Here is a 25,620-nt window from a genome sequence, read left to right on the forward strand (position 1 = left end):
TCCAATGAAAGTAGCGGGGAAAATTCTATCCAAAAATTTATTTCCCGTGGTCGGTATTGGCGCATCGGCAGGCGGGTTGGAGGCTTTTAAAAAACTGATAAAAGCCATCCCGCCAAATAGTGGAATGGCCTACGTGCTGGTGCAGCATTTGTCGCCTACCCACGAGAGTCAGTTGCCCGAATTGCTGCAAAAGTTTGCCCCTATTCCAGTATTGGAAATATCGGACGACATCGAAGTCAAGCCTGACCACATCTATATTTTGCCGAGTAACAAAATGCTGGTGGCTAACGATGGCGTATTGGAACTAAGCCCGCGAACCACAAAAAAGAATGAACTCCATCTGCCCATCGACCTTTTTTTTACGTCATTAGCCGAGATTCATCAAAGCCAGGCTATCGGCGTCGTCTTGTCGGGCACCGGCAGCGATGGTACCAAAGGACTGAAAGCCATTAAAGAGTACGGAGGCATCACCTTTGCCCAGGACGAGGCCTCAGCCGGGCATGCCGGTATGCCACAAAGTGCCGCGCAGGCGGGGGTGGTTGACTTTGTTTTACCGCCTGAAGAAATACCCCAGAAAGTGTTGGCCGTAATCAGCCTGATCAATGGCGATGACAGTGATGAATCAACGGCCCCACCCTCCGATAATGAGGTGTTCAGACAACTACTTTCCTTATTGCGCGTTCGTAAGGGAACTGATTTCACCTATTACAAACAAACCACCATTCGCCGGCGAATCCTGCGCCGAATGGCGATTAACAAAAAGGAAACCCCTGCCGACTATCTCCGGTATTTAGAGGAGAATAAAGCGGAACAGGATGTTTTATATCAGGATTTATTGATTCCCGTTACCCAATTTTTCCGCGACCACCCAGTATTTGATAATTTATGCGAATCCGTTTTTCCCCACATAGTAAGAAAAACCACTGATGATCCCATTCGGATATGGGTGGCGGGTTGCAGCACTGGCGAAGAGGCCTACTCCATTGCCATGTGCTTTACCGAATATTTAGGCGACCGGCAGGAACGAGTGCAACTATTCGCTACCGATTTAAGCGAACCCGCTATTGCCAAAGCACGCACAGGCATCTACACAAAGGCCGAAGTAGAGGGCGTATCACCCAAACGCATGCTTGAGTTTTTCACAAAAATCAATGGCAGTTATCAGATAAATAAATCGGTGCGGGATATGTGCGTTTTTGCCGCTCACAATTTCTTAAAAGACCCGCCTTTTGGCAAAATGAATTTTATCAGTTGCCGCAATGTGCTGATTTATATGGAGTCCTACCTGCAGAAAAAAGCCCTCACCACGTTTCATTATGCCTTAAAACCAACTGGCTATCTATTGCTGGGTAAATCAGAAACCATCAGCCCGGTTCCCGACCTGTTTGCGCTTGCCGTAAAGAACGATAAATTATTTACCCGTAAAGATGCACCTGCCCGGTTTATGCCTACTGCAGGCAGGCCAAACGAAGGGACGCTGAGCCACCCAAAGGCCAAAAATGAAGTCACGCACACCGACTTTCAAAAAACGGCCGATGACCTTATTCTTAGTAGATACACCCCCGCCGGTGTGGTTGTAAATGAGGCTATGGATATTGTGCATTTTCGCGGCAATACCAGCAACTATCTGGAACAGGCGCCGGGCAAGCCCACGCATAATTTACTGCTGCTGGCAAAAAATGGGCTGGCTTTTGAGTTGCGGAATATGTTGCACAAAGCTAAAAAAGACAAAGCACCCGCTATAAAAGAAAATATCCCATTGCAGGTAAACGGCAGTTTACGAACTATTTCCATCGAAGCCATACCACTGCCAAACACCGTTGAGCTGCATTACCTGATTCTTTTTCACGATACGAATTCACCTGACAATGGGCAACTGGCCTCATCAGGAAGCGGGCGCACGAAGAAAGCAGCGACAACAAAATCAAAAAAAGAGGATAAAGACCCGTTTATACACCAATTAGAGCAGGAACTGGCCCAAACCCGCGAAGACATGCGTGGCATCACCGAAGACCAGGAAGCCGTAAACGAAGAACTGCAAAGTGCCAACGAAGAACTATTGAGTGGCAACGAAGAATTGCAGAGCCTGAACGAAGAATTAGAATCCAGCAAAGAAGAACTGCAAAGTACCAATGAAGAGCTTACGGTTGTCAACCAGGAAATGCTGGGCATGAATGAACAGGTAACAGCCGCGCGGGATTATGCCGAAGCCATTATCGCCAACATTCGGGAACCGCTCTTAGTGATGAATAAGCACCTGCGGGTACAGATAGCGAACGATGCTTTTTATAAAACATTCCGGGTCAACGAACTCGAAACCGAAGGTGTTTTGATTTATGACCTCGGCAACCGGCAATGGAATATTCCCGAACTGCGAACGCTGCTTGAGAAAATCCTTCCTGAAAAATCGACGTTTCGTGATTTTGAACTAACGCATACTTTTTCAACGATTGGTGAGCGGGTCATGCTGCTGAATGCCCGTGAGATACTGAGTAAAACCAGTTCGGAGAAACTGATTCTGCTGTCTATTGAAGACATTACGGAAGCCGCGAGAGCACATGCAGCAGAACAGCAGGCCAAAATACGGCTTCAATTCATTGCCGATGCTATGCCGCAAAAAGTCTGGACCGCCGATGCCGAAGGCAACGTAAATTATTTTAATCAAACCTGGCTCAACTACACCAAACTTACGTTTGACGAGCTGAAAGATTGGGGCTGGAAAAAGATTATTCATCCCGACGATTGGGAAGAAAATAAAGAACGCTGGCAGCATTCCATCAATACCGGCAATGATTTTGAACTGGAACACCGCTTCCTTAACGCAGCAGGTGACTACAAATGGCACCTAAGCCGTGGCTTAGCCCAAAAAAATGAAGCCGGAAACATCACTATGTGGATTGGCACCAATACCGAAATTGATGAGCAGAAAAAACAAAAAGAAGAATTAGAAAAAGCAGTGGCCGAACGGACCTGCGAATTGCAGCAAGCCAACGAAATACTTGAAGAAAAAAACGGGGACCTTCAACAAATGAACAAAGAGCTTGAAGCCTTCACGTATGTATCGAGCCACGATTTACAGGAACCACTGCGTAAAATACAAACTTTAGCCAGCCGCATCCTCGAAAAAGAACAGGCTAACTTAACCGAAAACGGCAAAGATTCTTTCCGGCGACTGCAAAAAGCAGCCGAACGGATGCAGCAACTCATCCAGGATTTGCTGGCCTTCTCCCGGCTGAGCACCGCTGAACGAACATTTGAAACCACTGACCTCAGCCTGCTAATCAACGAAGTTGTAAGCGAACTTAGCGATACCATTGCTGAAAAACACGCCACCATAGATACAACAAAACTCGGCCCGGCCACTGTAATTGTATTTCAGTTTCGCCAACTCATGCACAACCTCATTGGTAACGCACTTAAATTTTCGAACCCGGCTATACCCTCCCACATACGAATTGAAAGCCGACTTACAACGGGAAGTAACGTAAAGAACTCAACTCTTTTACCCGAAAAAAACTATTGCCACATCACAGTTATAGACAACGGCATTGGCTTCGATCCCCAATACAGCGAACGAATATTTAACGTATTCCAACGGTTGCACGGCAATGAACAATATAACGGCACAGGCATCGGCCTGGCTATCGTAAAAAAAATCGTTGGCAATCATAACGGCATGATTACGGCCACAGGCAAAATAAACGAAGGTGCCCGGTTTGATATTTATATTCCAGCTTCCTGACTTTATAATTTAACAACAGTAACGGAATCACTCCCTGACCGAATTTCATACGTAGTTGGATGAATAATTTTCCTGTCTCCTTCTATCACTAAAACTGATACCGTGTAGACCTGATTAGGCTGAATATAGCTGGTTACTAACTGAGTCTCAAACCCAGTTGAATAGTAAGCACTTCCAAAAGAAAATAAAAATGATTTCAACGAAGATCTACGTTGTGTCACCGGAAGAATATGTTGTTGCGTTATACTCTTTAAAATAAGATAGGCCCCGTCATATTTATGAAGTTTCCGAACGAATGAGTCATTGGAAAAGGATAGTGTATGCCCGCCCACATTCTGAATAGTTAGTGGAAAAGCCTCGGTTGTTTGTTGGTAAGGCCCATCAAAAAAATAACGCTCCGGCAACTGATAAACTCCCTCACGAACGGCCTGCACCGTAACCGTGTCGACATACGATTTTACGCTTAGATAAATGGGCGTGCTGGGTATGGCCCGATTATATTGCCACCCATAGATATCCGTATTTCGCTCTTTGTAATAGTAATCTAACGGAGCCAGATACTGAAAATAGCTGAATAGAAACAGAACAAAACTGACAACAAGCCAGGCACGGCTGAACCGGATCGCTTGCATTGGCTTTAGCCTGCCCGACACAAGCAGGATAATCAGAATAAGCCACAAAAAACCCATGTGTTTGTAGCGGCTGATCAATACCGCGTTGACTCCATCCAAAGCCCTTCCAACGGAGAACGCCAGCATGGTAATTCCCAAATGCAGAATTCCTCCCCATAGTGTAACTTCCCACCGCGCCAGTGGCATTGAGGAGCGACTGAATACCGATTGAATACGTCTAACCCCATTGTAGATGACGACGCCCCAGAGAACCGTACCCGCAATCACGATAAGCCCAATACGCAGGGAGGATGGCAAAGCCGTTCCTGCGTCGGCAAAAAGGCCACTGAATGCCAGAAATATGGTGATGATCAGGCCGGGATGCTGCAGGTTATCGAGGGGTTTGGGCCGGAAGGCAGGCACAACCAGATTATAGTAATACAGAGCAACCATACTCCCAATGACAAGAACCCAAAGCAGAGTGTGTTTCCAGCGGTGCTGTAACAGCAACAGGGCCACCCCAACCGGCAGGATAAATATGCCACTCACATCGCTTAAAATAGCCAGAATAGCCATTGCGAGTGAAATAAGAAAATGTTTTGTCGTAGGTGGCGAAAGAAAAAAGGCCGCTAATAGGGCAAAAAAGTAAACAATGATGTGCTGAAACGGAATCATTGGCCAGAATATCGCTTCATAATACTGAATATGAAACAATAAGAAGGAACTGACTAAAACCAATACCAGCGGCAGTTTGGCATCCCTGATGATTGTATAAATCAGATAAAATAAACCAGATAAGGACAATAAGCCTAAAAATGTATGCAGTCTAAGGTCTAACTGACCAATCACTAAATAGCTGAAAATAGCGGCAAGCCGGTCAACAACAATGCGTCGCTCATCATCCTGCGTCCAAATGATTCGCACAAATTCGGACCACGAAAAGCCCGCCATTTGTTTGAATTTAATGACTGGTTCCAACAGTGCGTCGTAATCGTCCTGAAAGGGAATATTATTGATGTATAAAAAAAAGGTATAGAAGAAAATAAGAATAGGAATTCCGCTTAGCAATAGTATCCATTTTCGGGCGTTGATTTGCCCGGAAAAAGCAGTAAGCATATTTGCTATTGGTGTAAAAAGGTGTGTAAGTAAAAAAGAGTCAATTTACATTGTTTTATTTGACCCCGACGGGGTCAGACGTTTATAGAAAAGATGCTTGCTATAAACATTTGACCCCGTCGGGGTCAAATAAAAAAATAATTCAAGTTAATTCGGTTGAGGAAGCATTAACTTTCGTTGCACCAACTTACACCATTCGTTGCACCGACTTCGTCCAATCTACTTGCCTTTCAGCGTCAGCTAAATCCACAAATGGAAATTCAGTCACTAATTGCTTTAGTTTCGGAAGGCAGTTTTTCAGGCCGTAATACGATTTGAATTGCCGCGTCCGGCTCAGGCCCGGAATCATGGGTTGCTCAGCATCGAAATCGCGGGGATGGAAATACGTCATCACGTAAGGTGACTCGCGCATGAACCGCCTGATCAGCCTGTAGGGAAAGAGTCGAAAATAACCTCCACCCGAAAAGATCATATCCTGCCCCAATACAGACGCCGTATTGATCGGAAATTCTTTCAGCAATGTGCCGCCAACGTTCAGATACCCCGGTTCAAACATCGCCAGCGACGCGTCGCCCCCGTGTGCCCGCCGGGCCGAAAAAACCGAACAATCAATTTCGATGCCCTGCTCAACCAAAATTGGAAACACCCAGCGGTTAAACTCTTTAATCGAGAAGCCCGGCGCCCGGTAGGACCTGACTTTTTTTCCCGTCAAATCCTGCAAATGCTTAATCGACCGCTCCAGGTCGGCCTGAAATTCGGCGGGCGTTTGCTCATAAGCTAACTGATGGGCGTAGGAATGCGTAGCAATTTCGTAACCGGCGGCATCAATCCGGCGAATCACATCGGGGTGTTTGGCGGCAACCCAGCCGAGGCAGAAAAACGTAGCGCGGGTGTTGGTATCGGCCAACAGCCCAAAAATCTTATCCATATTCTGATGAATGCGGGTCTCATAGCCGCTCCAGTCTGATTCGGTGCGGGTCGAGGCATTATCCAGAATATGAAACCACTCTTCAATATCAAACGTCAGGATGTTCATAGAAGGTCGATAGTCATTAGGGATTAGTGGCTTGCGCTACTAATCCCTAATGACTAAAAATCAATAAAACCGTTTTCCGGCGGCAAGGAATGCTTTAACGTCGTTGCGGGTGGGGAACGTGAAATACGTCATTTGGGCAGCATCATTCTCGATTAAGTCATACTTACCCGAATGAATTTTTTCGATGGATTTTAAAATGGCATCCATGCCCATTTTCTTGGTCACGTCGATCAGTTGGGCTTGACTCATGTTACCGATCGCTACTTTTTCCTGAACCAGAATCGGTCCGCTGTCGATGCCCTCATCCACAAAAAATACCGAGACGCCCGTGTGGGTCTCGCCATGCCTGAGCACCCAGAACGACGGCATCAGGCCGCGATATTTGGGCAGCAACGCCGTATGCAGGTTGATGCAGCCATGGGTGGCCACATCCAGCAGTTTGCGCTTAAATATCTGGTTACCGGCAATGGACACCAACAGGTCGGGTTGATAGGCCCGAATTTTTTCTAAATTTTCGTCTTTATTGATTGTGCCCTCGATATGAATAAGCGGGATATTTCGGCTGGCCAGCACGTTGCGAACATTGTTGCGGCTATCTGCTTTCGACAACACGTATTTGACACCATACCGCAGAAAAAAGGGCAACCCGAAGATGTCGTATGTTTTTTTGATCTTCTCCCCGAACGTTTCACGCTTGCCAAACGGCGATACATCGAAGACGACTGTGGCCACCACTTCGGCATAAGGCGGCAGTTTTTTTAATAGATAATCAATATTACGGGCCAGATAGAAGGGATCATCCTGGGTAAGAAGTACAAGGCGCATAAACAGTCAGAAGGTATTTGCGCCACAAAACTACGGATTCCGGCGAAAAGGCGCAGGACAGATTTTAGGCAGGATCACAGGATCGGAAGGAAAAAGCCTGTAAATCCAGTAATCCTGTCTAAAAATAAACTTATCCCGTGCACTCATCGAACGATTACTTTCCGGCGCAGGGTTTGCCCATCCGCCGTTTTCAGATCGGCGATGTACATACCGGCTTCCAGTTCATCGAGCCTGATCGTAAGCACATTCCGGGCAGTTCCCTGCCAGTTTTTCACAGCCCGGCCCAGCACATCACGCACCGTTAGCTCAACAAACGTTACCCGGTCGGCCACGACGTGCAGCAGCCGGTCGGCGGCCAATGGGTTCGGATAAAGCTGCACGGCGGGCATGGCGGGTTCCAGCCCCAGGATGAGCGGCTGCGCCCGAACCACATTACTGTAGGCCGACTCCGATGCAGAACTGTAGGCCCGAAGCCGGTACAGATAGGTTCCCAGCGGATCGGGCAGGGCATTGTCGGTGTAGGTAGCTACGGTCCCACCCAGCACCGCGATTTGTTTATAGGGAGCCGAGACCCCATCGGCGCGTTCCAGAACCTGGGTCTGCGCCATTGCTGAAGCCGTCCAGGTCAACTGGATTTGTTTTTCGGAGATGGGTTTGCCGGCCAGCGTCGTTACGGGTGCGATGGCATCGGCAATGGGCACACCATCGAACGAGAAAGCGCGCATGCCCCGCGTGTTCCGAAGGGTTGGCCCGTTGTAGAACTCCGATGTATTGTCAGAAAAATAAGCGGGCAGGTAGCGAATTGTTTTAGCTGAAGCGGGTTGTTTCAAACTCAGTATAACCCGGTTGCCAGCGGCCAGGCCACCGGCTACCAGGCCAGCCTGCCCATCTAAGTAAAAATAATCTTTCTGTTCGCGGGTGGCGACTTTCTGGCCTGTCGCAAAATTGTAGAAGGCCGTATCACTCTTCCAGACCATCCGTTGCTGGTCGTCGAAGGTCAGCGTTATTGAATCTTTGCGGGCATTATAAAACACTTTTTTAACATCGGGCGAATTAACCTGAAGCGTGTCGGTAGCGCCATAAAAATCACGGGCGATCTGCCGGAACTGCTCAAAACCAAGTCGCTGGTAGGCCAACCCATCGTAATGAACGCCATCGTAACCGGGTGTTCCCAGGGTGGCGATGGTCTCCACATTGTTGAAAAGATATTTTGTTCGCCGTTGAAAATCGCGCAGGGCCGCAGCTCCTTCCTGTTTGTTGGCCAGCAGATTAATCTGCGCCACATAGATGCGGGCCTCCCCATAATCTTCTCTGAACTGATTATAGAGTTTGGCAAATTTCGCATCATAACCGGGCAGGCCCGCCCCGGCATCTTCTTCACCCTGCCGCCAGATAATGGCTTTTACCTGTTTGGCCACGCCCGCCCACTGCGCCCGATACAGCAGGTCTCCGTAGAAAGTCATGGGATTGGCATGATTGATTGGATCACGCGACGATAAGACGTCGATGGCCGTACCACCCTGAGCGCCATTTAATATGCAGGTTGGAATACCATAGGTTTGCAGAATGAGCCGCTGCATGGTCAGGCCTGGGCCACCCACACTGGAAAAAGGCCGTTTGGCCTGATACCAGCTCATCTGGTTTGGGGTTCCCTGATATGGATACGTAGCATTACGCAGGTATTTATCGTCGAAATTAAACGAGTAAAAGTCATCGAGCTGGGCCAGGCCCAGCGCGTTCGACTGGCCATACATAATGTATACATCGCCACAAACGATCTGTTTACGGTCAGCCACCAGCAACGAATCCTGGCCTTTATACACAAACACCCGAAACGAATAGTCGGCGGGTTCAGCCTTAATGAACGACGCCAGTTTGAATGCTGTGTTGCTGCCCGTGGGTGCAAGTGTCTGGCTGATACCCTTCGTCACGACGCCTTCGCGGAGCACCAGCATCCCAATTTTGGTATAGCCGGTGTCGGTTACCTTACCGCTGATGACCACTTCAGCCTGGTTGTTTGCATTGCGGGGGTAAAGTTGAAGATCCTGGGGTAACTGGTCGAATGTTACCTGACCAACGGCTGAGAAATAGTACAAAAACAATATGATACCTACGTAAACTATCTTCATAAGCTTTGAGCCGTATAAAAAAAGTTATAATATTGCACAACAATTGAGCTAAAAACGTGCTGGTAAAAATAAGGCCTTTTTTCGCATAAACGAATCAATTTCGGCTAAATATCGCACAAATAGTAACATTAAGTATGACCGACGTATCCGTCATCATTCTGACTCACAACGAGGAAAAACACATCACCCGCTGTTTACGAAGTCTGCACGCTTTCACAGACAACGTGTTTATTGTTGATTCATTTTCGACCGACCGAACGGTTGAGATTGCTCGCTCGCTGGGGGCCGTTGTCGTTCAGAATGAATGGGTTAACTACGCAACTCAGTTTAATTATGGCATTGCCCACACGCCATTTGAAACGACCTGGCTGATGCGTATGGATGCCGATGAGTATGTAATGCCCGAACTGGCCGACGAAATCAATCGGCGGGTAGCTGGCTTACCGGCTGAAATTGGGGGCGTGTACGTAAAACGCCGGGTGTTTTTTCTAAACCGCTGGATGCGGCACGGGGGGTTTTACCCCATCTGGCTACTTCGGCTGTGGCGACGGGGCGATGGGTTTTGTGAACAGGTCTGGCACGATGAGCATATCAAGTTAACGAAAGGGCAGCCTATTCACTTTGAACACGATATTGTCGATCACAACCTGAACAACCTGACCTGGTGGACTCAGAAACACAATCATTATACCATTCTGGAGATGATTAATCTGCTCAACTACCGGTATCAGTTCGATAAAGCCGAAAAAGTGCAACCCCGGCTGTTTGGCACGCAGGATCAGCGGATTCGCTTTTTAAAGGAAAAATACGCATCGCTGCCGCTCTTCACCCGGCCAATCCTCTATTTTATCTATCGGTATTTTATTCGGCTGGGCTTTCTGGATGGGCGCGCGGGCTTTGTCTGGTGTTCGCTTCAGGCGTTGTGGTATCGCTTTCTGGTCGATGCCAAGTTGATGGAAGTAACCCTTAGAGCTGGTACCGACAAAGAAGCTCTGATTGCGTATTTTCGAACAGAATACGGCAAGGACCTCCGTCCGGCCCACCCTCAGGAGGTGGATCAGCCCTGAACCGCCAGCCGCCAACTCTATGGAAACACAACCGCAACTAACCAGCCAGACTACCGGCAAAACCGACCTGTCGCGTTTCAGCAATAGCTGGTACAACCCCGGCCCGCGCCCCAAAGTGCTGCTGTGGTATTTAGTCAACGCTTTTTTTTTGAATACCTATTTACCCATTCCCGCCCGGCTTAAAGTAGCTGTCCTTCGGCTATTTGGCGCTAAAATCGGGCAAGGTGTTATGGTCAAACCTGCCGTAAACATTAAGTATCCCTGGTTACTTCGGGTAGGTGATTACGTCTGGATAGGTGAGCAGGTCTGGATTGATAACCTCAGCCAGATCGACATTGGCAACAATGTTTGCCTGTCGCAGGGAGCGATGCTGTTAACCGGCAACCACGATTACAGCCGGTCGACGTTCGATCTGACAACCCAGCCCATTACGCTGGCCGATGGAGTCTGGATTGGCGCCAAGTCGGTGGTGTGTGCCGGTGTACGCTGCGACTCCCATGCGGTGCTGGCCGTTAATTCGGTAGCTACGCATTCACTGGCTGCGTATGGCATTTATCAGGGGAATCCGGCGGTCTGGATTCGACAACGAAACATCAAGGCGTGAAAGTATCCATCATCACCGTCGTCTATAACGGCGCGGAGTTTATTCGCGATTGTATCGAGTCGATTTTGAATCAGACCTACGCTGATATTGAGTACATTATTGTGGATGGAAAATCGACGGATAGAACAGTAGACATTGTGCAGTCATACGGCACGAAAATTGCCCGATTTATATCTGAACCGGACAAAGGTTTATACGATGCCATGAACAAAGGCATTCGCTTAGCCACCGGCGAGGTAATTGGGCTGCTGAATGCCGATGATTTTTACCGGCACACGCGCGTCATTGAAAACATGGTGGCCACGTTTGAGCGAACGGGCAGCGATGCCGTTTATGGTGATATGCTGTATGTTGACCGCCACAATACCCAAAAACTAAAACGCTACTGGCGGTCGGGCTGGTATAGCGACAATGCGTTTTTGTGGGGCTGGATGCCCGGCCACCTGTCGTTCTTTGCCAAACGATGTCTCTATGAGCAATATGGTTTGTTTCGGCTCGATATGAAAAGCGCAGCCGACTACGAATTGCTCTTACGGTTCATCCACAAAAATAAGGCCAAACTTGCCTACATGGACGAAGTAACCATTGTAATGCGGGCTGGCGGAATCAGTAACAGCAGTTTACAGAATCGGTTGCGGGCCAACCGGGAAGACCGTTTAGCCTGGCAATTGAATGGCTTGACACCGTATTTTTTCACATTCTGGCTGAAGCCGCTGCGGAAGCTAAAACAGTATATCAGCAAACCACCCGAACTCACTGAACGCTAAGTAGGCAAGCCGTTAAATCAAATTCACTTGCCTTATTAGCGAAACCCATGATTTTTACGCTCCTTGCCACCCCGAATAGAAATACATGGCTTTGGTTTAGGTAGCCTTACTCAACGAGTTGTTCACGAACGAACTCTGTGAGCTTAAACGTTCTTAAACGTCCTGCCTTATGAATATTGACTTGTTGATCGCATTCCTACAGCATAAATTCGGTGATGACCTGTTTACACTTGGCCTCTATCAGTGCATTCTCTCCTTCTTAGTTGCCTGTTTTGTTTCGGTCGTGGCCATCCCGGTTATCATTAAGATTTCGGAGTTAAAATCACTTATGGAGAAGCCCGGCGAACGTCGGTCCCACACGACGCCAACCCCCACGTTTGGCGGAATCGCTATTTTTGCCGCTATTCTGATTGCCTACTTTCTGTGGCCCAGCATTGATCAGACGGAACTCTACCGCACCAACCTGTCCATTGTGGGCATGACAATCCTGTTTTTCATCGGCATTAAAGATGATCTGGTTAACATTGACCCAGCCAAGAAACTCATGTTTCAGGTACTGGCGGCCATGATTCTGGTGTTGTTCGGCGAATTACGCGTTGATTATCTGTATGGCATTTTTGGATTTCATCACATTGACGAACTCGTCAGTATTTTGCTGACGTGCTTTATCTTCATCACCCTGACGAATGCCATTAACCTTATCGATGGCATCGACGGGCTGGCCGGGGGCATTGCCACCATTGCCAGCGCCACGTTTGGGGGCTGGTTTCTGCTGACAAACCATTTTACAATGGCCTGCTTAGCTTTCACCCTGGCGGGTGCTTTGCTGGGTTTCCTGCGGTTTAACTTCTCAAAAACCAGCAAAATTTTTATGGGCAATACCGGCTCACTGATTATTGGCTTCATGCTGGCTTTCTTTGCCGTGCGGTTTGTGAGTCTCAATGCCTCCTACCGCTACGAGCCAACGGCCTTTTTTAATGCGCCAATCCTGGCGATTGTGATTCTGATTGTGCCCATTTTCGATACGCTGCGGGTATTCCTGGTCCGAATTCTGGCAGGCCGCTCGCCCTTCTCCGCCGACCGGAATCACATGCACCATATTCTGCTGGATAACGGCCTGTCGCACGCCGGTGCAACGGCGGTGTTGTGTAGTATCTCGCTGCTGAACACAGTTATGTTCCTATTGCTTCATCGCAACATCTCCAATACATTGTCGCTGGTTATTCTGGGCTGTTTGTTTGGATTGTATATGGCGGTAAGTTTCACCCTCAAAATGCGGGTCATGTACGTGTCAACGCACCCGCGTCGGCGGAAAGCGGTGTTGCGCCGGGAGTTGCAAAACGGCATTGTTGGCCGGCGCATCGTCGACTATTTGTAGGGTTCTCCGTTATCCACCAAAAAGGCCCTTCGAAGATTCCGAAGGGCCTTTTTGTTTCGCACAGCCTGTTCCCATACACAAAGCAAAAACAACCACTTGTTAGCCCAAACCAACCTGTTATCAACTACGGGTGGCCGAGTTGGTCATTTCCGTTTACGTTTGTTTCACCCAACCACGTAACTAACCACATTAACCGCCCTGGGCCGTACCAACACCATGACACTACTTTGGATTTTCTGGGGAATCGATGCCCTTGCCTTTGTGGCCGCTATTTATTTCTTCGTTCGGGCATTGTCGGCTACCCACACAACCGATATAACTTTTTTTATCGGCTGGTTCGTTCTGATGGTTGTGCCATACGCCAGCCTTTCGGGTAGTTCCTGGGCCTATATGCATGACCACTTATTGTTTGCCTTTGTAACAGCCGCCATACCGGCAATTCCTGCTACGTTATACGTTCTGTTGACGCTCCTGGTTATGTGGCCCGAACCCGCTACCCGACTGGGTTCATATTCTCTCCGCTAAGGACCACAGAAAACGGGGTAAGTCATCGCTGACCTAACCCATTTTCTGTGCGTGCGAGCCCGATTAGATTGCAACCTCCACAGTTAAAATTCTGATAATCAATATTTTAAAAATAGATATTTTACTGATTGATGGTTTAGTTGACGGAATGGAAGAGAATACGTTTTCTGCGTTTGTTGAGATCAATTACGAGTAGTTGCTCTCTATGGACCGCGTTTCTTTGATGGCTGATAAGAGGGGCTACTCCTAACACCTGATGCCCGACGAACCCGATTCGAGAGATACACAGGAAGGATTTTTCTATGGCAATACAAATGAACTCTGGTTTCCTAAGTTCATTTTAGAGTTTTTCTTTTAACCAATTTCTTTGCAGTGCGTTACGTATCGTTTCAAGCTGTTATAGTTCGCATCGGCGACCGTCCGCGGCTGCGGTCCGACGCATCGGCGACCGTGTGCTGCATCTCGGAGCCGTTCGATTGTTCTAAAACTGGCAGGCTGTTATTTCGGAACAAAAGGGGCGTAATGGGCAACCTATAGGCTCGTCCGTTACGCCAGACAGGGTAATCAGTAACCCCTATTCGCTCTTCAGAACTTCCACCGGATTACTCATTGCCGCTTTCATCGTTTGCGATCCGATCATAATGAATGCGATCAGCAGTACCGCCAGCAGGCCGACCAACAACTCGGCGACCTGCACGGGTTTGTGATACGGGAAATTGGTGAGCACAACGTTTTCGAAGAAAAGGTACGTTACGGGCAGAGCGATCAGTGCCGATATTGACAGCAGTACGAGAAAACCCCGGCTCAATAAGTAGATAAGGTTGCCCGAGCTTGCACCCATCACTTTGCGGATGCTGATCTCCTTTAGCCTGGTTTCGGTTGTGAACACCACCATACCGAACAATCCCATCGATGCGATCGAAATGGCGAGGAATGAAAGGAAGCCAATGATCTTGATCATAGCCGAAAATTCGCTGTAAGCCTCTTCAATGGCTTCGTCATAGAATTCAGCCTGAAAGGGATGAACACGATCAATCCTCTTCCAGGCGGACTCGATCCTGGCCCTGGTCGCCGGCATATCAGCGCTTTGTATTTTGGCATTGATGATTGCCCTGTCTTCGGGTGTCCAGGACATGAACGCTACCGGCTCGATGAGGTTGTCGACCTTGCCATAGTGAAAGTCTTTTATGACGCCAACAATGGTCATCCTGCGACCATGTACATTGACATTACTGAATGTGATCTCCTTCCCAATTGCTTTCTGTGGATCGTTATTACTGATGTTAAATCGTTTTAAGAACCGCTCGTTCACGATTACTTCGCTGACGGCTGCGGTTGTAGTGGGTCGAGCCATAAAATTCCCCCCGGCAATAAGCTTATATTCATGCAGAGCCAGGTAGTTTTCATCGACGTTATTAGTCATGACCAAAGCAGAGTCGCGCGAATCGTTGTATTTCATGTAGCCACCCCAGGCATTCCCAACGCTGGTAATAATTAACGACCGGGACAGTGCCGTTACTTCCGGCATCTCGCCCAGTTCCTTCATAAGTGCATCGGGTTTATTACCCTGCATATTGATGTTCAGGATGTTTTCGGTGTTAAATCCCAGGTCGAATGCAAGTATGTTTTTATACTGCACATAGCCGACGGCGGTGGTTGTTATAAAGATCAGGGTGAACGTATATTGCATAACCACCAAAGCATGCCGGAGTGGTACGTGTTTGAATACGTTTACCCACCGGTACGCCTGTGGTACGGACGGTCGGATTGCCGCATCACCGCCGGTGCGGTTCCGGGCGGACACATTCCTGAGCGCATTAATCGCACTGACTTTCGAAAAGAATAGGGCAGGCATCAAACCGGCAATAACCCCTACGATGACCGAAAAGAGGATGAAGGTTATCACCATAGCCGGAGTAAGCTCGAGCTTCACTGTGCGCTGCATCTCGGGAGCCAGGTTTATCAGTTGCGGCCGCAATACCAGAAAGATGAAGTAAGAAAGAAGAAGGGCTGCCAGGGAGATCATGATTGCCTCCACCAGGAACTGTTGCCATACCTGGCTCTTTCCGGCACCGATCGCTTTGCGAAGACCTACTTCTTTGAAACGGCGCATGGCTCGTGCCATCGAAAGATTGGTATAGTTGAAACAGGCAGACAGTAGCACAACGAGTGCAAGCCCGCCGAGTATCCAAAGCACAATCGGAGGCATGTGAGGGCCTACCGAGCCAGGCCCGCCCTCGGAGGGGCGGAGATTCTCTCCGACCACAATCTTAGATAAAGGAAGCAGTTCAAGTTGGAGCTTCGTGTTTTCTTCGGCGAGATTTTCCTCCTGTACAATGGCGTCAAGCTGCGACTGGATTGACGCTATGTCGGCAGTTGGAGACAGCAGAAGATACACATAGTTCGACGACATGCTTGTCCATTTTTCGAAATTGTTATCGTTCCTGCTGAGCTGCCCGGCCGTCGACAGCGATACCAACGCTTCGAAGTTGATATGCGAAAAGAAGGGAACGTCCTTCATGACACCGGTCACCTGGTAATCGACTGAATTAACGTTGATTGCCTTGCCAAGCGCAGACTGGTTGCCGAATAGCTTTTTGGCTGCCGTCTGGGTGAGAACAATTGAGTAGGGATCTTTCAGGGCCGCGTTGGGATTGCCTTCCAGCATCGGAAATGTAAAGATTCTGAATAGTGACGGATCAGCCCAGAAGCCCCTGATCGGGAGAATAGTGGAGCCAACCCTGGCGTCCTGCGAAAAGTCGTTGCCCAGAATAGCCACTTCGTCAATGCCGGTCACTTTCTGCCGGATCAGCTTTCCGGCCTTTATGGATGTGGTGGCAAACTTGCCGCCGGGCCGCGATTGGCCGGGCCGCGAGCGGCTTTGTTCACGATTGGTTGTCAGTACGCTGGTGATGCGATAAATCCGCTCCCCATTCTTGTGGAACCTGTCATACGAACGCAGGTCGAGTACGAACGCGATCAGCAGTAACCCGACGGACATACTGATGGCAAGGCCAACAATATTGATGGCCGAGAACAGTTTGTTACGCATTAAGTTGCGTGCCGATGTTTTAATGTAGCTTCCGATCATGATCCAGTTGATAATCCAGTAGAGAATACGCCTAAGTAATTGATTCGTAAGCCTACCCAATGGGGCCTGAAAACGTACATTGAAACGCGCATCGTTGACTAAGATAAAAAGCGCGTAGTTTGATCCACCAAATCCAGTGCCAACTACTAAAGGCGATTAAATGAGGTTCTATAGACCGTTGTTGACCATTCTCACTGGCTTAGTTGTCCATAAACGGACAATTTCAGTCTGAAAACGGACACCTCATCAAACAGCCGCAGTGATGCCATTCTAAATCGCTTAGGTTTGTTGTGGTCGTGCGGGGCGACCCGTGCCGAGAAATTACGGGTGGCCGGGAGGTGGTTTTTAGTAGTAGCTGGTGAGGGCAGTGTGTAACCACGAATACCTTATTTTTAATAAACGCACCTTTTATGAGCTTACTATTTACTCCCATGAACGACCAAACACCCCCTCCCTAATTTTGCCCGCATTTCTTTTTGGATGGTCCAACGGTCGGACCATCGGCGCGGCTGAAGAATCAGGCTACCGCTCCCCAACGAGTTCATAATGGCCATTCAAATCGCGGCCCCTTCCAGGAGTCGGGCGTGGCCCGCGTTTAACCGTCGCCGTAGGTTGTACTACAGCCTCAATAAATGGGGCTTATTGACGGATTAACATTACCTGGTCTACTCGGATAAAGCACACTCAACAAAAAAGGCTAATCAGGTGATTATGAGTTAGTTTAACCCGAATTCTGATTAGCCTTAAACCGTAAAACGTGATCCCGATTGGATTCCAACCTATATAGATAAATAACTGATTATCAGACACATAGGAATAGTCATTTTGGTGGTTGACGGTTTAGTTGACGGAATGGGTAACAGGATAAAGTTTTTCTGCCTTAGTTGACGGTTGGGTTGATTCGGGTTTGTACTTTTGACCTTCAATCAAGCAGCCTTTAGTGGCTACTTGGTTTGGTCAGAGCCGGGCGGGTGGTTCCTCCGGCTCATTGGGTCGGGTGGGTGGTTCCCCCGGCCCGTTTTTCATTTTGGCAATTTTGATATAGTAGTTGTTTTACTAAATGCTTTATATCAAGTAACTCCTGTTCTACAGTCTCTAACTTCTGATTTTGTTGCTGATTGATTTTCTCTAATTGAATACTGTAAAGTGTCAGTTCTTCAATCTTCTCGAGCAATTTGGCATCCATTGTAGCCACATTAACACCATTCTCTATTACTTCAGCCGCTGAAGGAACGCCCGGTAAGTGCTGATTTCTCTTAATGTACTGTTCAACCTCAGCCAAAGTCTGTAGGTTATAGGCGGGTACAAAGACTTTGTCAGCCCAATCAGCTACCCGGTTAACTGAGTAATGGCCTGTTTGAGTTAAAATTATGTGGCCGGTAGCATCAACAGTTAGTACTTTATTAGTCTTGGCTGTCTGTACCGGGCTATTTGATGTTAAACAGCTAAGCCGAACGCCCGATTCATTATCGGTCCCACTATTAACTTCTAAACGAGTAGTAGGTGCAGAAGTGCCAATACCAACGTTTGCGTTATTGCCAAGTATAACTGCATTACTAACCGCTACGGTAGCACCAGATCCCAATGCTGTAGCATTTCGCAGGCTGTAGGCAATCGCATCCGCTCTGGTTCCAAGAAAGGTATTTCCTGTTCCGTTATCATGTTGCCCTGCATGATAACCGATATAGACGTTATCATCCGTGTTGCTATTAGCTGGACCAGTTCCATTGCCGACAAACGTATTATGGCTACCGGTGGCATTTCCTCGGCCAGAAGCCGTCCCGAAAAAGGTATTGCCCCGGCCAGTAGTAGTTATATATCCTGATTGGTAACCAACAAATGTGTTAGAATCGGCCACTGCATTATAACCTGCCTGGGAGCCAATATATGTGTTGAGTTTACCAGTCTGGTTTGTATAGCCCGACTTGGATCCCAAAAAGACATTATTTGAGACCTTATTATTAGCACCCGCAGAATCGCCAACCGCCACTATATTGTGACCGGATTGATTAGCACCTCCGGCAACTATACCAATAAATACATTCGAGTAACCTGTCCGATTATCCAAACCAGCACTGGGTCCCAAAAATGTATTATTAAAACCCGAAGTATTCTGCCATCCAGCAAAGCCACCTACAAAGGCATTAGAATAACCCGTATTAGTGTTTAACCCAGCATTAAAACCCAGAAACGAATTACCACCACCAGTCGTATTGAATATACCGGCTTGTGCTCCAATAAACGTATTAGAAGATCCTGAGGTAGTATTTCTGCCTGCTCCTGAGCCAGCATAGACATTACTGGAGCCAGTAGTGCTATTTAAACCAGCCTCCCAGCCAATCAAAACGTTCACGAATCCTTCTGTTGTATATCGGCCAGCATCCATGCCAAGAAATACATTTCTATTGCCAGATATTAACGACGATCCCGCCCCAAATCCAAAGACAGAATTGCGGTCACCAGTCATCGTGCTATTGCCTGCCCCCGGTCCAACCAGTGTATTATTATTACTGGGATTTGATGAGTTGGCAGTATTGGCTACATAATTGTTTTGAGCTAATGTCAAAGTTGGCAAACTGATAAGGAGGATGAAGGGTAGTAATTGCCGGATAGTAATCATAGCAATAATGTGCATATGTAAAGAATGTAAAGAATAAGTAACCTGAATGGTAGTCTATAGTCGGTTAATAGCTGAATAAGCGGCTGAAGCTCATATTTACTAAAATCAATTTGTGTACCAAATATGCGGCCATATCGGGGTATTTTCGTTATTTTTTGATAATACCTTCGTTAGACCTATTAATTTATTATCTACAAATGAAAATACTACAGACCCCAGTACTGAATTTTGACACTGATTTTCTTGGGAGGGCTAACGGTCGGCCATTCGGCACGGCTAACGAATAAAACGTGTAAGAAATTATTTATGTGACATAATTCAATACTTATGTTTCTTAAGAAGATGTAGTTGGGACTCTAATTGATTAATACGCTGATTTTGCCGGTTCATTTCCTGACTCTTTTGCTGGTCTGCCTTTTGTAATGTAATCATGTACAAAGTCAGTTCTTCGATCTTCTCCAGCAACGTAGCGTTCATCTTTGTTAAATCTATTCCTTCATTAACTACTTCTTCGGCGGAGGGTATTCCGGGTAAATGCCCAGTATGTTTAATATAATTGGCAACCTCCACTAACGGCCGAAGGCGATACACATGGGTGAACACTTTATCACTCCACTCACTAACGTTGTTGATCGTTAACCTGTAGCGAGCCTTAACTACATCGCCCTGTTGGTTAACCGTTAAAAATGCATCACTCGATAGAACAGCCGGACTATTTGCCGTTAAGTCAGCTAAACGTAAACCAGATTCATCCGCCCGCCCGCTGCTGACATGGAGTCGTGTCATTGGTGCTGATGTACCAATACCTACATTGGCCCCGTTCCCTAACACAACAGCATTGCTAATGGCTACGGTAGCTCCAGCTCCTACAGCAGTAGCATTGGTGAGCGTTTGAGCGTTATCCGTCAACACTACACCGGTCTGATAACCTAAAAATGTGTTTTGTGAACCCTTATCGTGCTGACCACTGGTATATCCAATGTAAACATTGTCGTCGCCGTTACTTATAGCTGGACCGGCCTTATTGCCAACAAATGTGTTATGGCTGCCGGTCGTATTACCCCGTCCTGAAATTGCCCCAAAGAAGGTATTGCCCTGACCAGTTGTCGTACTGTAGCCCGATTGATACCCAACAAAAGTATTGGAGTCAGCCACAGCATTGTAACCCGACTGATCGCCTACATAAGTATTGTACTTATTGGATTGGTTAGTAACGCCTGCTGACGAGCCGACAAAGACATTGTTGGTTCCTGTTCCATTTTTAAATCCAGCTCCATAGCCTAAGAACGCGTTGTTAGATCCTGATGTATTCATGTACCCTGTCAGTGGTCCCATAAATACATTATAAGACCCCTCACTACTATTAAAACCCGCTGCATGACCTATATAAGCATTATAAGTACCCGTTTTATTACCGAATCCTGCCTGCCCTCCTACGAATGTGTTTTGATTGCCCGTTGTGTTAAAAAAACCCGCACTTTGTCCGAAAAAGGCGTTATAACTACCTGTTGTATTGAAACGACCTGCTGACTGACCCATAATCGTATTGGAAACACCTGTCGTATTAGAGGTTCCCGACACTTGACCTACAAACACATTGTTAGAACCAGAAGTGTTACTGTACCCTGTACTTTGTCCAATAAATACATTATTGGCTCCACTGGTATTGGAAGTGCCAGCAAAGTGGCCTATTAACACGTTAGAAATTCCACTATTATTTATTCCAGCCTTACTACCAATAATTGTATTTTGAGCACCAGGTGTTGAAGAAACAGGACCTTGAATAATCAAGTTGTCTTGAGCCGCTACAAATATGGGCAATAGTAATAGGGTTACGAACAATTTTAAACACATAGGATTGAGTAGAGTTGATAAAAGATTGACCAATTATTATGCCAAAAAAGTCTTTAAGACCTGCTACGGCTGTATTTCTATTTTGCCGTTTCCTTTCAATTTAGTACCTCAACACTCTCTAATCCGTCGTTGTCAACGACCTTTACAGCTACATAGCGAAGGCCCTGTTTGAATTTACACGTTTGTGCCCTACCTATGTTATTTTGTACATATGAAAGGACAAATACCCTCCTGCCTAATTTTGCACGCAAGTGTTTAGGGCTGGTCTAACGGTCGTATATCTCTTTATGAATAGAGAATTTAGACAACCCTCCCTATCTGCGCCCTAAACCATAGCTAAATAAATAACTTATAAAGGCTTAATTGCGGCTATTATTTCTTGAGCTAATTAGCCTTTGCATAGTGAAGTACTCATCAATTCGTATTCTATTCACCTGTGACCTATCCTGACTTTGAAGCCCGCTGGAAACCGGCCGGTGGTGCTGAACGCGCCAACTACAGCCTTTTCCTACAGGACCTTTGCGACCTTATCGGCGTTGCCCGACCTGACCCCACTACCGATAACCCCGCCCAAGATGCCTACGTACTCGAACGGGCAGTTGAGTTTAACGACCACGGCAAACGAAGCATTGGCCGTATTGACCTCTACAAACGTGGTTGTTTCGTGCTGGAGACTAAACAGGGTACCGACACACCCGACCAACAAAAAACGGCTGAACGGGCTGAATTAGGATTACCGACCGAAAAACGCCGGAAAGGTCATGCTGTGCGCGGAACGGCTAAGTGGGTACAAATGATGCAGACCGCCCGCCAACAGGCATTAGGCTACGTGCGGGCGTTACCGGCCGATGAATCCCGGCCCTTATTTGTGCTGATTGCCGACGTGGGCTATTGCATTGACCTCTACAGCAACTTTGCGGGCGTTGGCGATCAGTTCGTGCCCTTCCCTGACCAAACACGTTACCGGCTCCCCTTGTCGAAACTGGCGGAGGATGAAACGCGGGATATGCTACGGCTCATATTCGTGGACCCGCGCGAACTGGACCCCAGCCGACGAGCGGCCCGTGTGACTCGTGAACTGGCTGAATATTTAGCGAAACTTTCCACGCAGTTAGAACGCACGGGACATTCGCCGGACTTAGTGGCTCAGTTTCTCATGCGTTGCCTGTTTACGATGTTTTCGGAGGACGTGGGCCTGATTCCGAAAGAGTCGTTTACCGGAATGCTGCGGCAATATGCACAACCTGACCTACGCGAATTTTTGCCCGATGCCTTGCAAACCCTTTGGCGCACGATGGACACGGGCGGTTTTTCCCCCGACCTAAAGGCCCGCCTACGCAAGTTTAACGGTAAACTCTTTCACGATGCCAGGGCGTTTACCCTATCAGCCGATCAGATAGCCTTGCTGCTGAAGGCGGCTGAAGCTGACTGGACCGCCGTAGAACCGGCCATTTTTGGCACGCTCTTAGAACGGGCGTTAGACCCGCGCGAACGGCATAGTTTAGGGGCACACTATACCCCGCGCCGATACGTAGAACGGTTGGTACTGCCTACGGTGCTGGAACCGTTGCGCCGGGAATGGGCGGCTGCTCAGGCTGCGGCTGCGCGGCTATTGGAGGAAGGCAAAGACAAGGTCGCCCGCGCCGAGCTGGAACGGTTTTTACGGCGGCTGACTTCTATCAAAATTCTGGACCCGGCCTGTGGTTCAGGCAATTTTCTCTATGTGACCCTCGAACACCTGAAACGACTGGAGGGGGAGGTATTGGCGGCTATCAACTCCTACGGCGTAACCGCCTTGCTCAACCTCAGCGGAGGTACGACCATTTCGCCCCGGCAACTGTTGGGCCTTGAACTGAACCCCCGCGCGGCTGCGATTGCTGATGTAGTACTAAAAATCGGCTACCTGCAATGGCACTTGCGAACCCACGGCGTTAGTGAATTGCCTGAACCGCTGTTAGACGAATATGAGAACATACACCAACAGGACGCTGCATTGCAGCACGACCCGCCCGTTCCGCGCATAGATGCCAACGGCCAACCTGTTACGCGGTGGGACGGAATTACGACTAAAACACACCCTGTAACCGGCCAACCCGTTCCCGACGAAACCGCCCGCGTAACGGTGTATGACTATCCGAATCCCCGCCCCGCCGAATGGCCGCAAGCTGATTTTATCGTTGGTAATCCGCCGTTCGTCGGCACTGCTCGTATGCGTGACGCGTTGGGCGATGGCTATACGGAAGCATTGCGTAAGACGTACAAAGGTAAAGTGCCGGAGTCGGCTGATTTGGTCATGTACTGGTGGCACAACGCGGCAGAACAGGTGAAACAGGGAATCACTGAACAATTCGGTTTTATCACGACAAATAGCCTGAAGCAAACGTTTAATCGGCGTGTGATGCAGCCGTTTTTAGAAGGCGATAAATCCGCGTTGGTCCTAAAGTTTGCTATACCTGACCATCCGTGGGTTGATAGTGCTGATGGGGCTGCCGTGCGGATTGCAATGACTGTAGGGGAACGTAGAGGCAACGGCGCGACAAATGGTAATCTACTAACGGTTAAATCTGAAAGTGACCAAATTGGAGACGATGCCGCCGAAGTGTCATTTGTCGTCCAACAAGGAACAATCTTACCTGATTTAACAATCGGTGCTGAACTTGATTCTGCGCGACCGATAAAGGCTAATCAGGGATTGTCTAATCCCGGTGTAAAACTTCACGGTGCAGGTTTTATTGTGACAAGCGAAAAGGCAAAGAATTTAGGCCTCGGAGAAATTATAGGATTAGAACGACATATCCGCCCATACCGTAATGGGAAGGATTTGACGGATAAACCGCGTTATGCCCTTGTAATTGACCTATTCGGGCTAACAGCTAAACAAACATTTGAAAAGTATCCAGCAGTTTATCAGCACGTGCTGGAGACAGTTAAGCCCGAACGAGACCTTAATAACCGTGCATCACGCCGTGATAACTGGTGGTTATTTGGTGAAACTAATCCGAAGTTACGCACGATGTTAAAAGATATACCGCGTTATATAGTAACTGTTGAGACAGCGAAACACCGAACGTTTCAATTTCTGAATAATGAAATGTTGCCGGATAACATGCTAACTGCCATTGCCTTAGAAGATGCTTATCATCTTGGGGTGTTATCCAGTAAATTACACGTCACATGGGCGTTAGCAGCAGGTGGCACATTGGAGGACAGACCCCGCTATAATAAAACCCGCTGTTTTGATCCGTTTCCTTTTCCTGATGCGACACCGCAACAGCAGAGCTGTATTCGCGAACTGGCCGAACAATTGGACGCACACCGCAAACGGCAGCAGGCCGCACACCCGACCCTGACGCTAACCGACCTCTACAACGTTGTCGAAAAGTTACGGGCGGGAGAGGGCCTGAACGCCAAAGAACAGACCATAAATCAACAAGGGTTGGCGTCGGTGGTGCTCAGTCTGCATCAACAGATAGACGCGGCTGTTGCCGATGCCTACGGCTGGCCGCACGACTTACTAAACAGCGAAATTCTGACCCGTCTTGTACGCCTGAATCACGAACGAGCCGCCGAAGAAGCCACCGGAAAGATTCGATACCTGCGCCCGTCGTATCAGGCTCCCGGCCAACAGCAGTTAGGTATCGACCTGCCGACCTCAATACCTACCACAAGTGCCCCCGTTGCTGTTGTCAGTCAGCAGAATTGGCCAAAAGAGTTGGCCCAACAGATGCAGGCCGTTCGCGATGCCATTCAACAGGCGGGCGTTCCACTCAGTACCAAACAGGTAGCCGCCTTTTTTGCCCGCACCCGCCCCGAAAAAGTACAGCCCTTGCTGGACACGTTAGCCGCGCTGGCACTACTGCGCCAAACCGCCGAAGGTACCTATGCCATGTAAATAATCCAGTTAACAGCAAAGTGTTGAGACCTTATTATCCTGACTGAGCGAATACAGGGACTTACATTAAACCGGCTAATGGCTCTTTGTCATGCAGTTGAACAGCGTTTTCACCTCTTTGTAATCTTGCTGGTCTACTTTTTCGTCGAAGACGTACAGACGAAAGTCTGTAATGCTGTGTATCCTCAGTAGCGATAGTTGAGAGGGAGTTATTTTAATAAACGCATGATATATATATTCTCCGGTAGTGGTAAGATAGCCGCTGATGACTTATCTTAGCCCGATGATAAGCGAAGTTAAACAATACACCTGCTCCCGCTGTGGTAGTGTCAATTTACGCAAAAACGGGCACTCGGCCGAAGG

General features: G+C 48.1%; 14 protein-coding genes. 7 read left to right on the plus strand and 7 right to left on the minus strand.

The annotated features are described in order from the left end of the window. Positions 1-4: 4 nt before the first annotated feature. Positions 5-3,742, plus strand: a complete 3,738-nt coding sequence (locus ACYVI1_RS01895; protein ID WP_460906114.1) for a chemotaxis protein CheB — start codon at positions 5-7, stop codon at positions 3,740-3,742. Between the two features lie 2 nt (positions 3,743-3,744). Here the strand turns inward: ACYVI1_RS01895 and ACYVI1_RS01900 are convergent, their stop codons facing one another. The 4 genes from ACYVI1_RS01900 to ACYVI1_RS01915 form a co-directional block, all read right to left on the minus strand. After that, positions 3,745-5,469, minus strand: coding sequence for a hypothetical protein (locus tag ACYVI1_RS01900; RefSeq protein ID WP_460906115.1), 1,725 nt, complete (start codon positions 5,467-5,469; stop codon positions 3,745-3,747). A 187-nt stretch (positions 5,470-5,656) separates the two neighbouring features. Next, complete coding sequence (locus ACYVI1_RS01905; protein WP_460906116.1) at positions 5,657-6,505, minus strand: polysaccharide deacetylase family protein; 849 nt, start codon at positions 6,503-6,505, stop codon at positions 5,657-5,659. Positions 6,506-6,565: 60 nt separating this feature from the next. Then, positions 6,566-7,330 carry a methionyl-tRNA formyltransferase gene (locus ACYVI1_RS01910; RefSeq protein WP_460906117.1) on the minus strand — a complete coding sequence of 255 codons (765 nt, stop codon included), beginning with the start codon at positions 7,328-7,330 and terminating at the stop codon, positions 6,566-6,568. 143 nt (positions 7,331-7,473) lie between these two features. Then, positions 7,474-9,459, minus strand: a complete 1,986-nt coding sequence (locus tag ACYVI1_RS01915; protein WP_460906118.1) for a sialate O-acetylesterase — start codon at positions 9,457-9,459, stop codon at positions 7,474-7,476. A 134-nt stretch (positions 9,460-9,593) separates the two neighbouring features. Between ACYVI1_RS01915 and ACYVI1_RS01920 the strand changes: the two genes are divergently transcribed. From ACYVI1_RS01920 to ACYVI1_RS01940, 5 genes are all read left to right on the plus strand, one after another. Further along, complete coding sequence (locus tag ACYVI1_RS01920) at positions 9,594-10,526, plus strand: glycosyltransferase family 2 protein (RefSeq protein WP_460906119.1); 933 nt, start codon at positions 9,594-9,596, stop codon at positions 10,524-10,526. A 19-nt stretch (positions 10,527-10,545) separates the two neighbouring features. Next, on the plus strand, positions 10,546-11,130 hold the full coding sequence (locus ACYVI1_RS01925; RefSeq protein WP_460906121.1) for a WcaF family extracellular polysaccharide biosynthesis acetyltransferase: 585 nt from the start codon (positions 10,546-10,548) through the stop codon (positions 11,128-11,130). After that, the gene (locus ACYVI1_RS01930; RefSeq protein WP_460906123.1) at positions 11,127-11,897 is read left to right on the plus strand and encodes a glycosyltransferase family 2 protein; all 771 of its coding nucleotides are present in this window, start codon (positions 11,127-11,129) and stop codon (positions 11,895-11,897) included. Before ACYVI1_RS01925 ends, ACYVI1_RS01930 begins: the two co-directional genes overlap by 4 nt. Before the next feature lie 169 nt (positions 11,898-12,066). Further along, on the plus strand, positions 12,067-13,275 hold the full coding sequence (locus ACYVI1_RS01935) for a glycosyltransferase family 4 protein (protein ID WP_460906125.1): 1,209 nt from the start codon (positions 12,067-12,069) through the stop codon (positions 13,273-13,275). A gap of 216 nt (positions 13,276-13,491) precedes the next feature. Further along, a complete protein-coding gene (locus ACYVI1_RS01940; protein WP_460906127.1) occupies positions 13,492-13,800 on the plus strand; it encodes a hypothetical protein in 309 nt (102 codons plus the stop codon). 574 nt (positions 13,801-14,374) lie between these two features. On the opposite strand, the gene ACYVI1_RS01945 is transcribed toward ACYVI1_RS01940, so the two are convergent. From ACYVI1_RS01945 to ACYVI1_RS01955, 3 genes are all read right to left on the minus strand, one after another. Continuing rightward, on the minus strand, positions 14,375-16,891 hold the full coding sequence (locus ACYVI1_RS01945) for an ABC transporter permease (RefSeq protein WP_460906129.1): 2,517 nt from the start codon (positions 16,889-16,891) through the stop codon (positions 14,375-14,377). A 985-nt stretch (positions 16,892-17,876) separates the two neighbouring features. Continuing rightward, complete coding sequence (locus ACYVI1_RS01950) at positions 17,877-19,526, minus strand: hypothetical protein (protein WP_460906131.1); 1,650 nt, start codon at positions 19,524-19,526, stop codon at positions 17,877-17,879. A 303-nt stretch (positions 19,527-19,829) separates the two neighbouring features. After that, entirely contained in the window at positions 19,830-21,332 is a 1,503-nt protein-coding gene (locus ACYVI1_RS01955) for a hypothetical protein (RefSeq protein WP_460906133.1), read from the minus strand. A gap of 469 nt (positions 21,333-21,801) precedes the next feature. Here ACYVI1_RS01955 and ACYVI1_RS01960 point away from each other — a divergent pair, with 469 nt between their 5' ends. Next, positions 21,802-25,257 carry a class I SAM-dependent DNA methyltransferase gene (locus tag ACYVI1_RS01960; RefSeq protein WP_460906135.1) on the plus strand — a complete coding sequence of 1,152 codons (3,456 nt, stop codon included), beginning with the start codon at positions 21,802-21,804 and terminating at the stop codon, positions 25,255-25,257. The last annotated feature ends 363 nt before the right edge of the window (positions 25,258-25,620 follow it).

Source organism: Spirosoma areae, from assembly GCF_054781775.1.

What these genes read in the sequence shown, in the direction of transcription:
- ACYVI1_RS01895 (WP_460906114.1), top strand. Translation starts at nt 5, where the DNA reads ATGAAAGTAGCGGGGAAAATTCTATCCAAAAATTTATTTCCCGTGGTC.
- ACYVI1_RS01900 (WP_460906115.1), bottom strand. Translation starts at nt 5,469, where the DNA reads ATGCTTACTGCTTTTTCCGGGCAAATCAACGCCCGAAAATGGATACTA.
- ACYVI1_RS01905 (WP_460906116.1), bottom strand. Translation starts at nt 6,505, where the DNA reads ATGAACATCCTGACGTTTGATATTGAAGAGTGGTTTCATATTCTGGAT.
- ACYVI1_RS01910 (WP_460906117.1), bottom strand. Translation starts at nt 7,330, where the DNA reads ATGCGCCTTGTACTTCTTACCCAGGATGATCCCTTCTATCTGGCCCGT.
- ACYVI1_RS01915 (WP_460906118.1), bottom strand. Translation starts at nt 9,459, where the DNA reads ATGAAGATAGTTTACGTAGGTATCATATTGTTTTTGTACTATTTCTCA.
- ACYVI1_RS01920 (WP_460906119.1), top strand. Translation starts at nt 9,594, where the DNA reads ATGACCGACGTATCCGTCATCATTCTGACTCACAACGAGGAAAAACAC.
- ACYVI1_RS01925 (WP_460906121.1), top strand. Translation starts at nt 10,546, where the DNA reads ATGGAAACACAACCGCAACTAACCAGCCAGACTACCGGCAAAACCGAC.
- ACYVI1_RS01935 (WP_460906125.1), top strand. Translation starts at nt 12,067, where the DNA reads ATGAATATTGACTTGTTGATCGCATTCCTACAGCATAAATTCGGTGAT.
- ACYVI1_RS01940 (WP_460906127.1), top strand. Translation starts at nt 13,492, where the DNA reads ATGACACTACTTTGGATTTTCTGGGGAATCGATGCCCTTGCCTTTGTG.
- ACYVI1_RS01945 (WP_460906129.1), bottom strand. Translation starts at nt 16,891, where the DNA reads ATGATCGGAAGCTACATTAAAACATCGGCACGCAACTTAATGCGTAAC.
- ACYVI1_RS01950 (WP_460906131.1), bottom strand. Translation starts at nt 19,526, where the DNA reads ATGCACATTATTGCTATGATTACTATCCGGCAATTACTACCCTTCATC.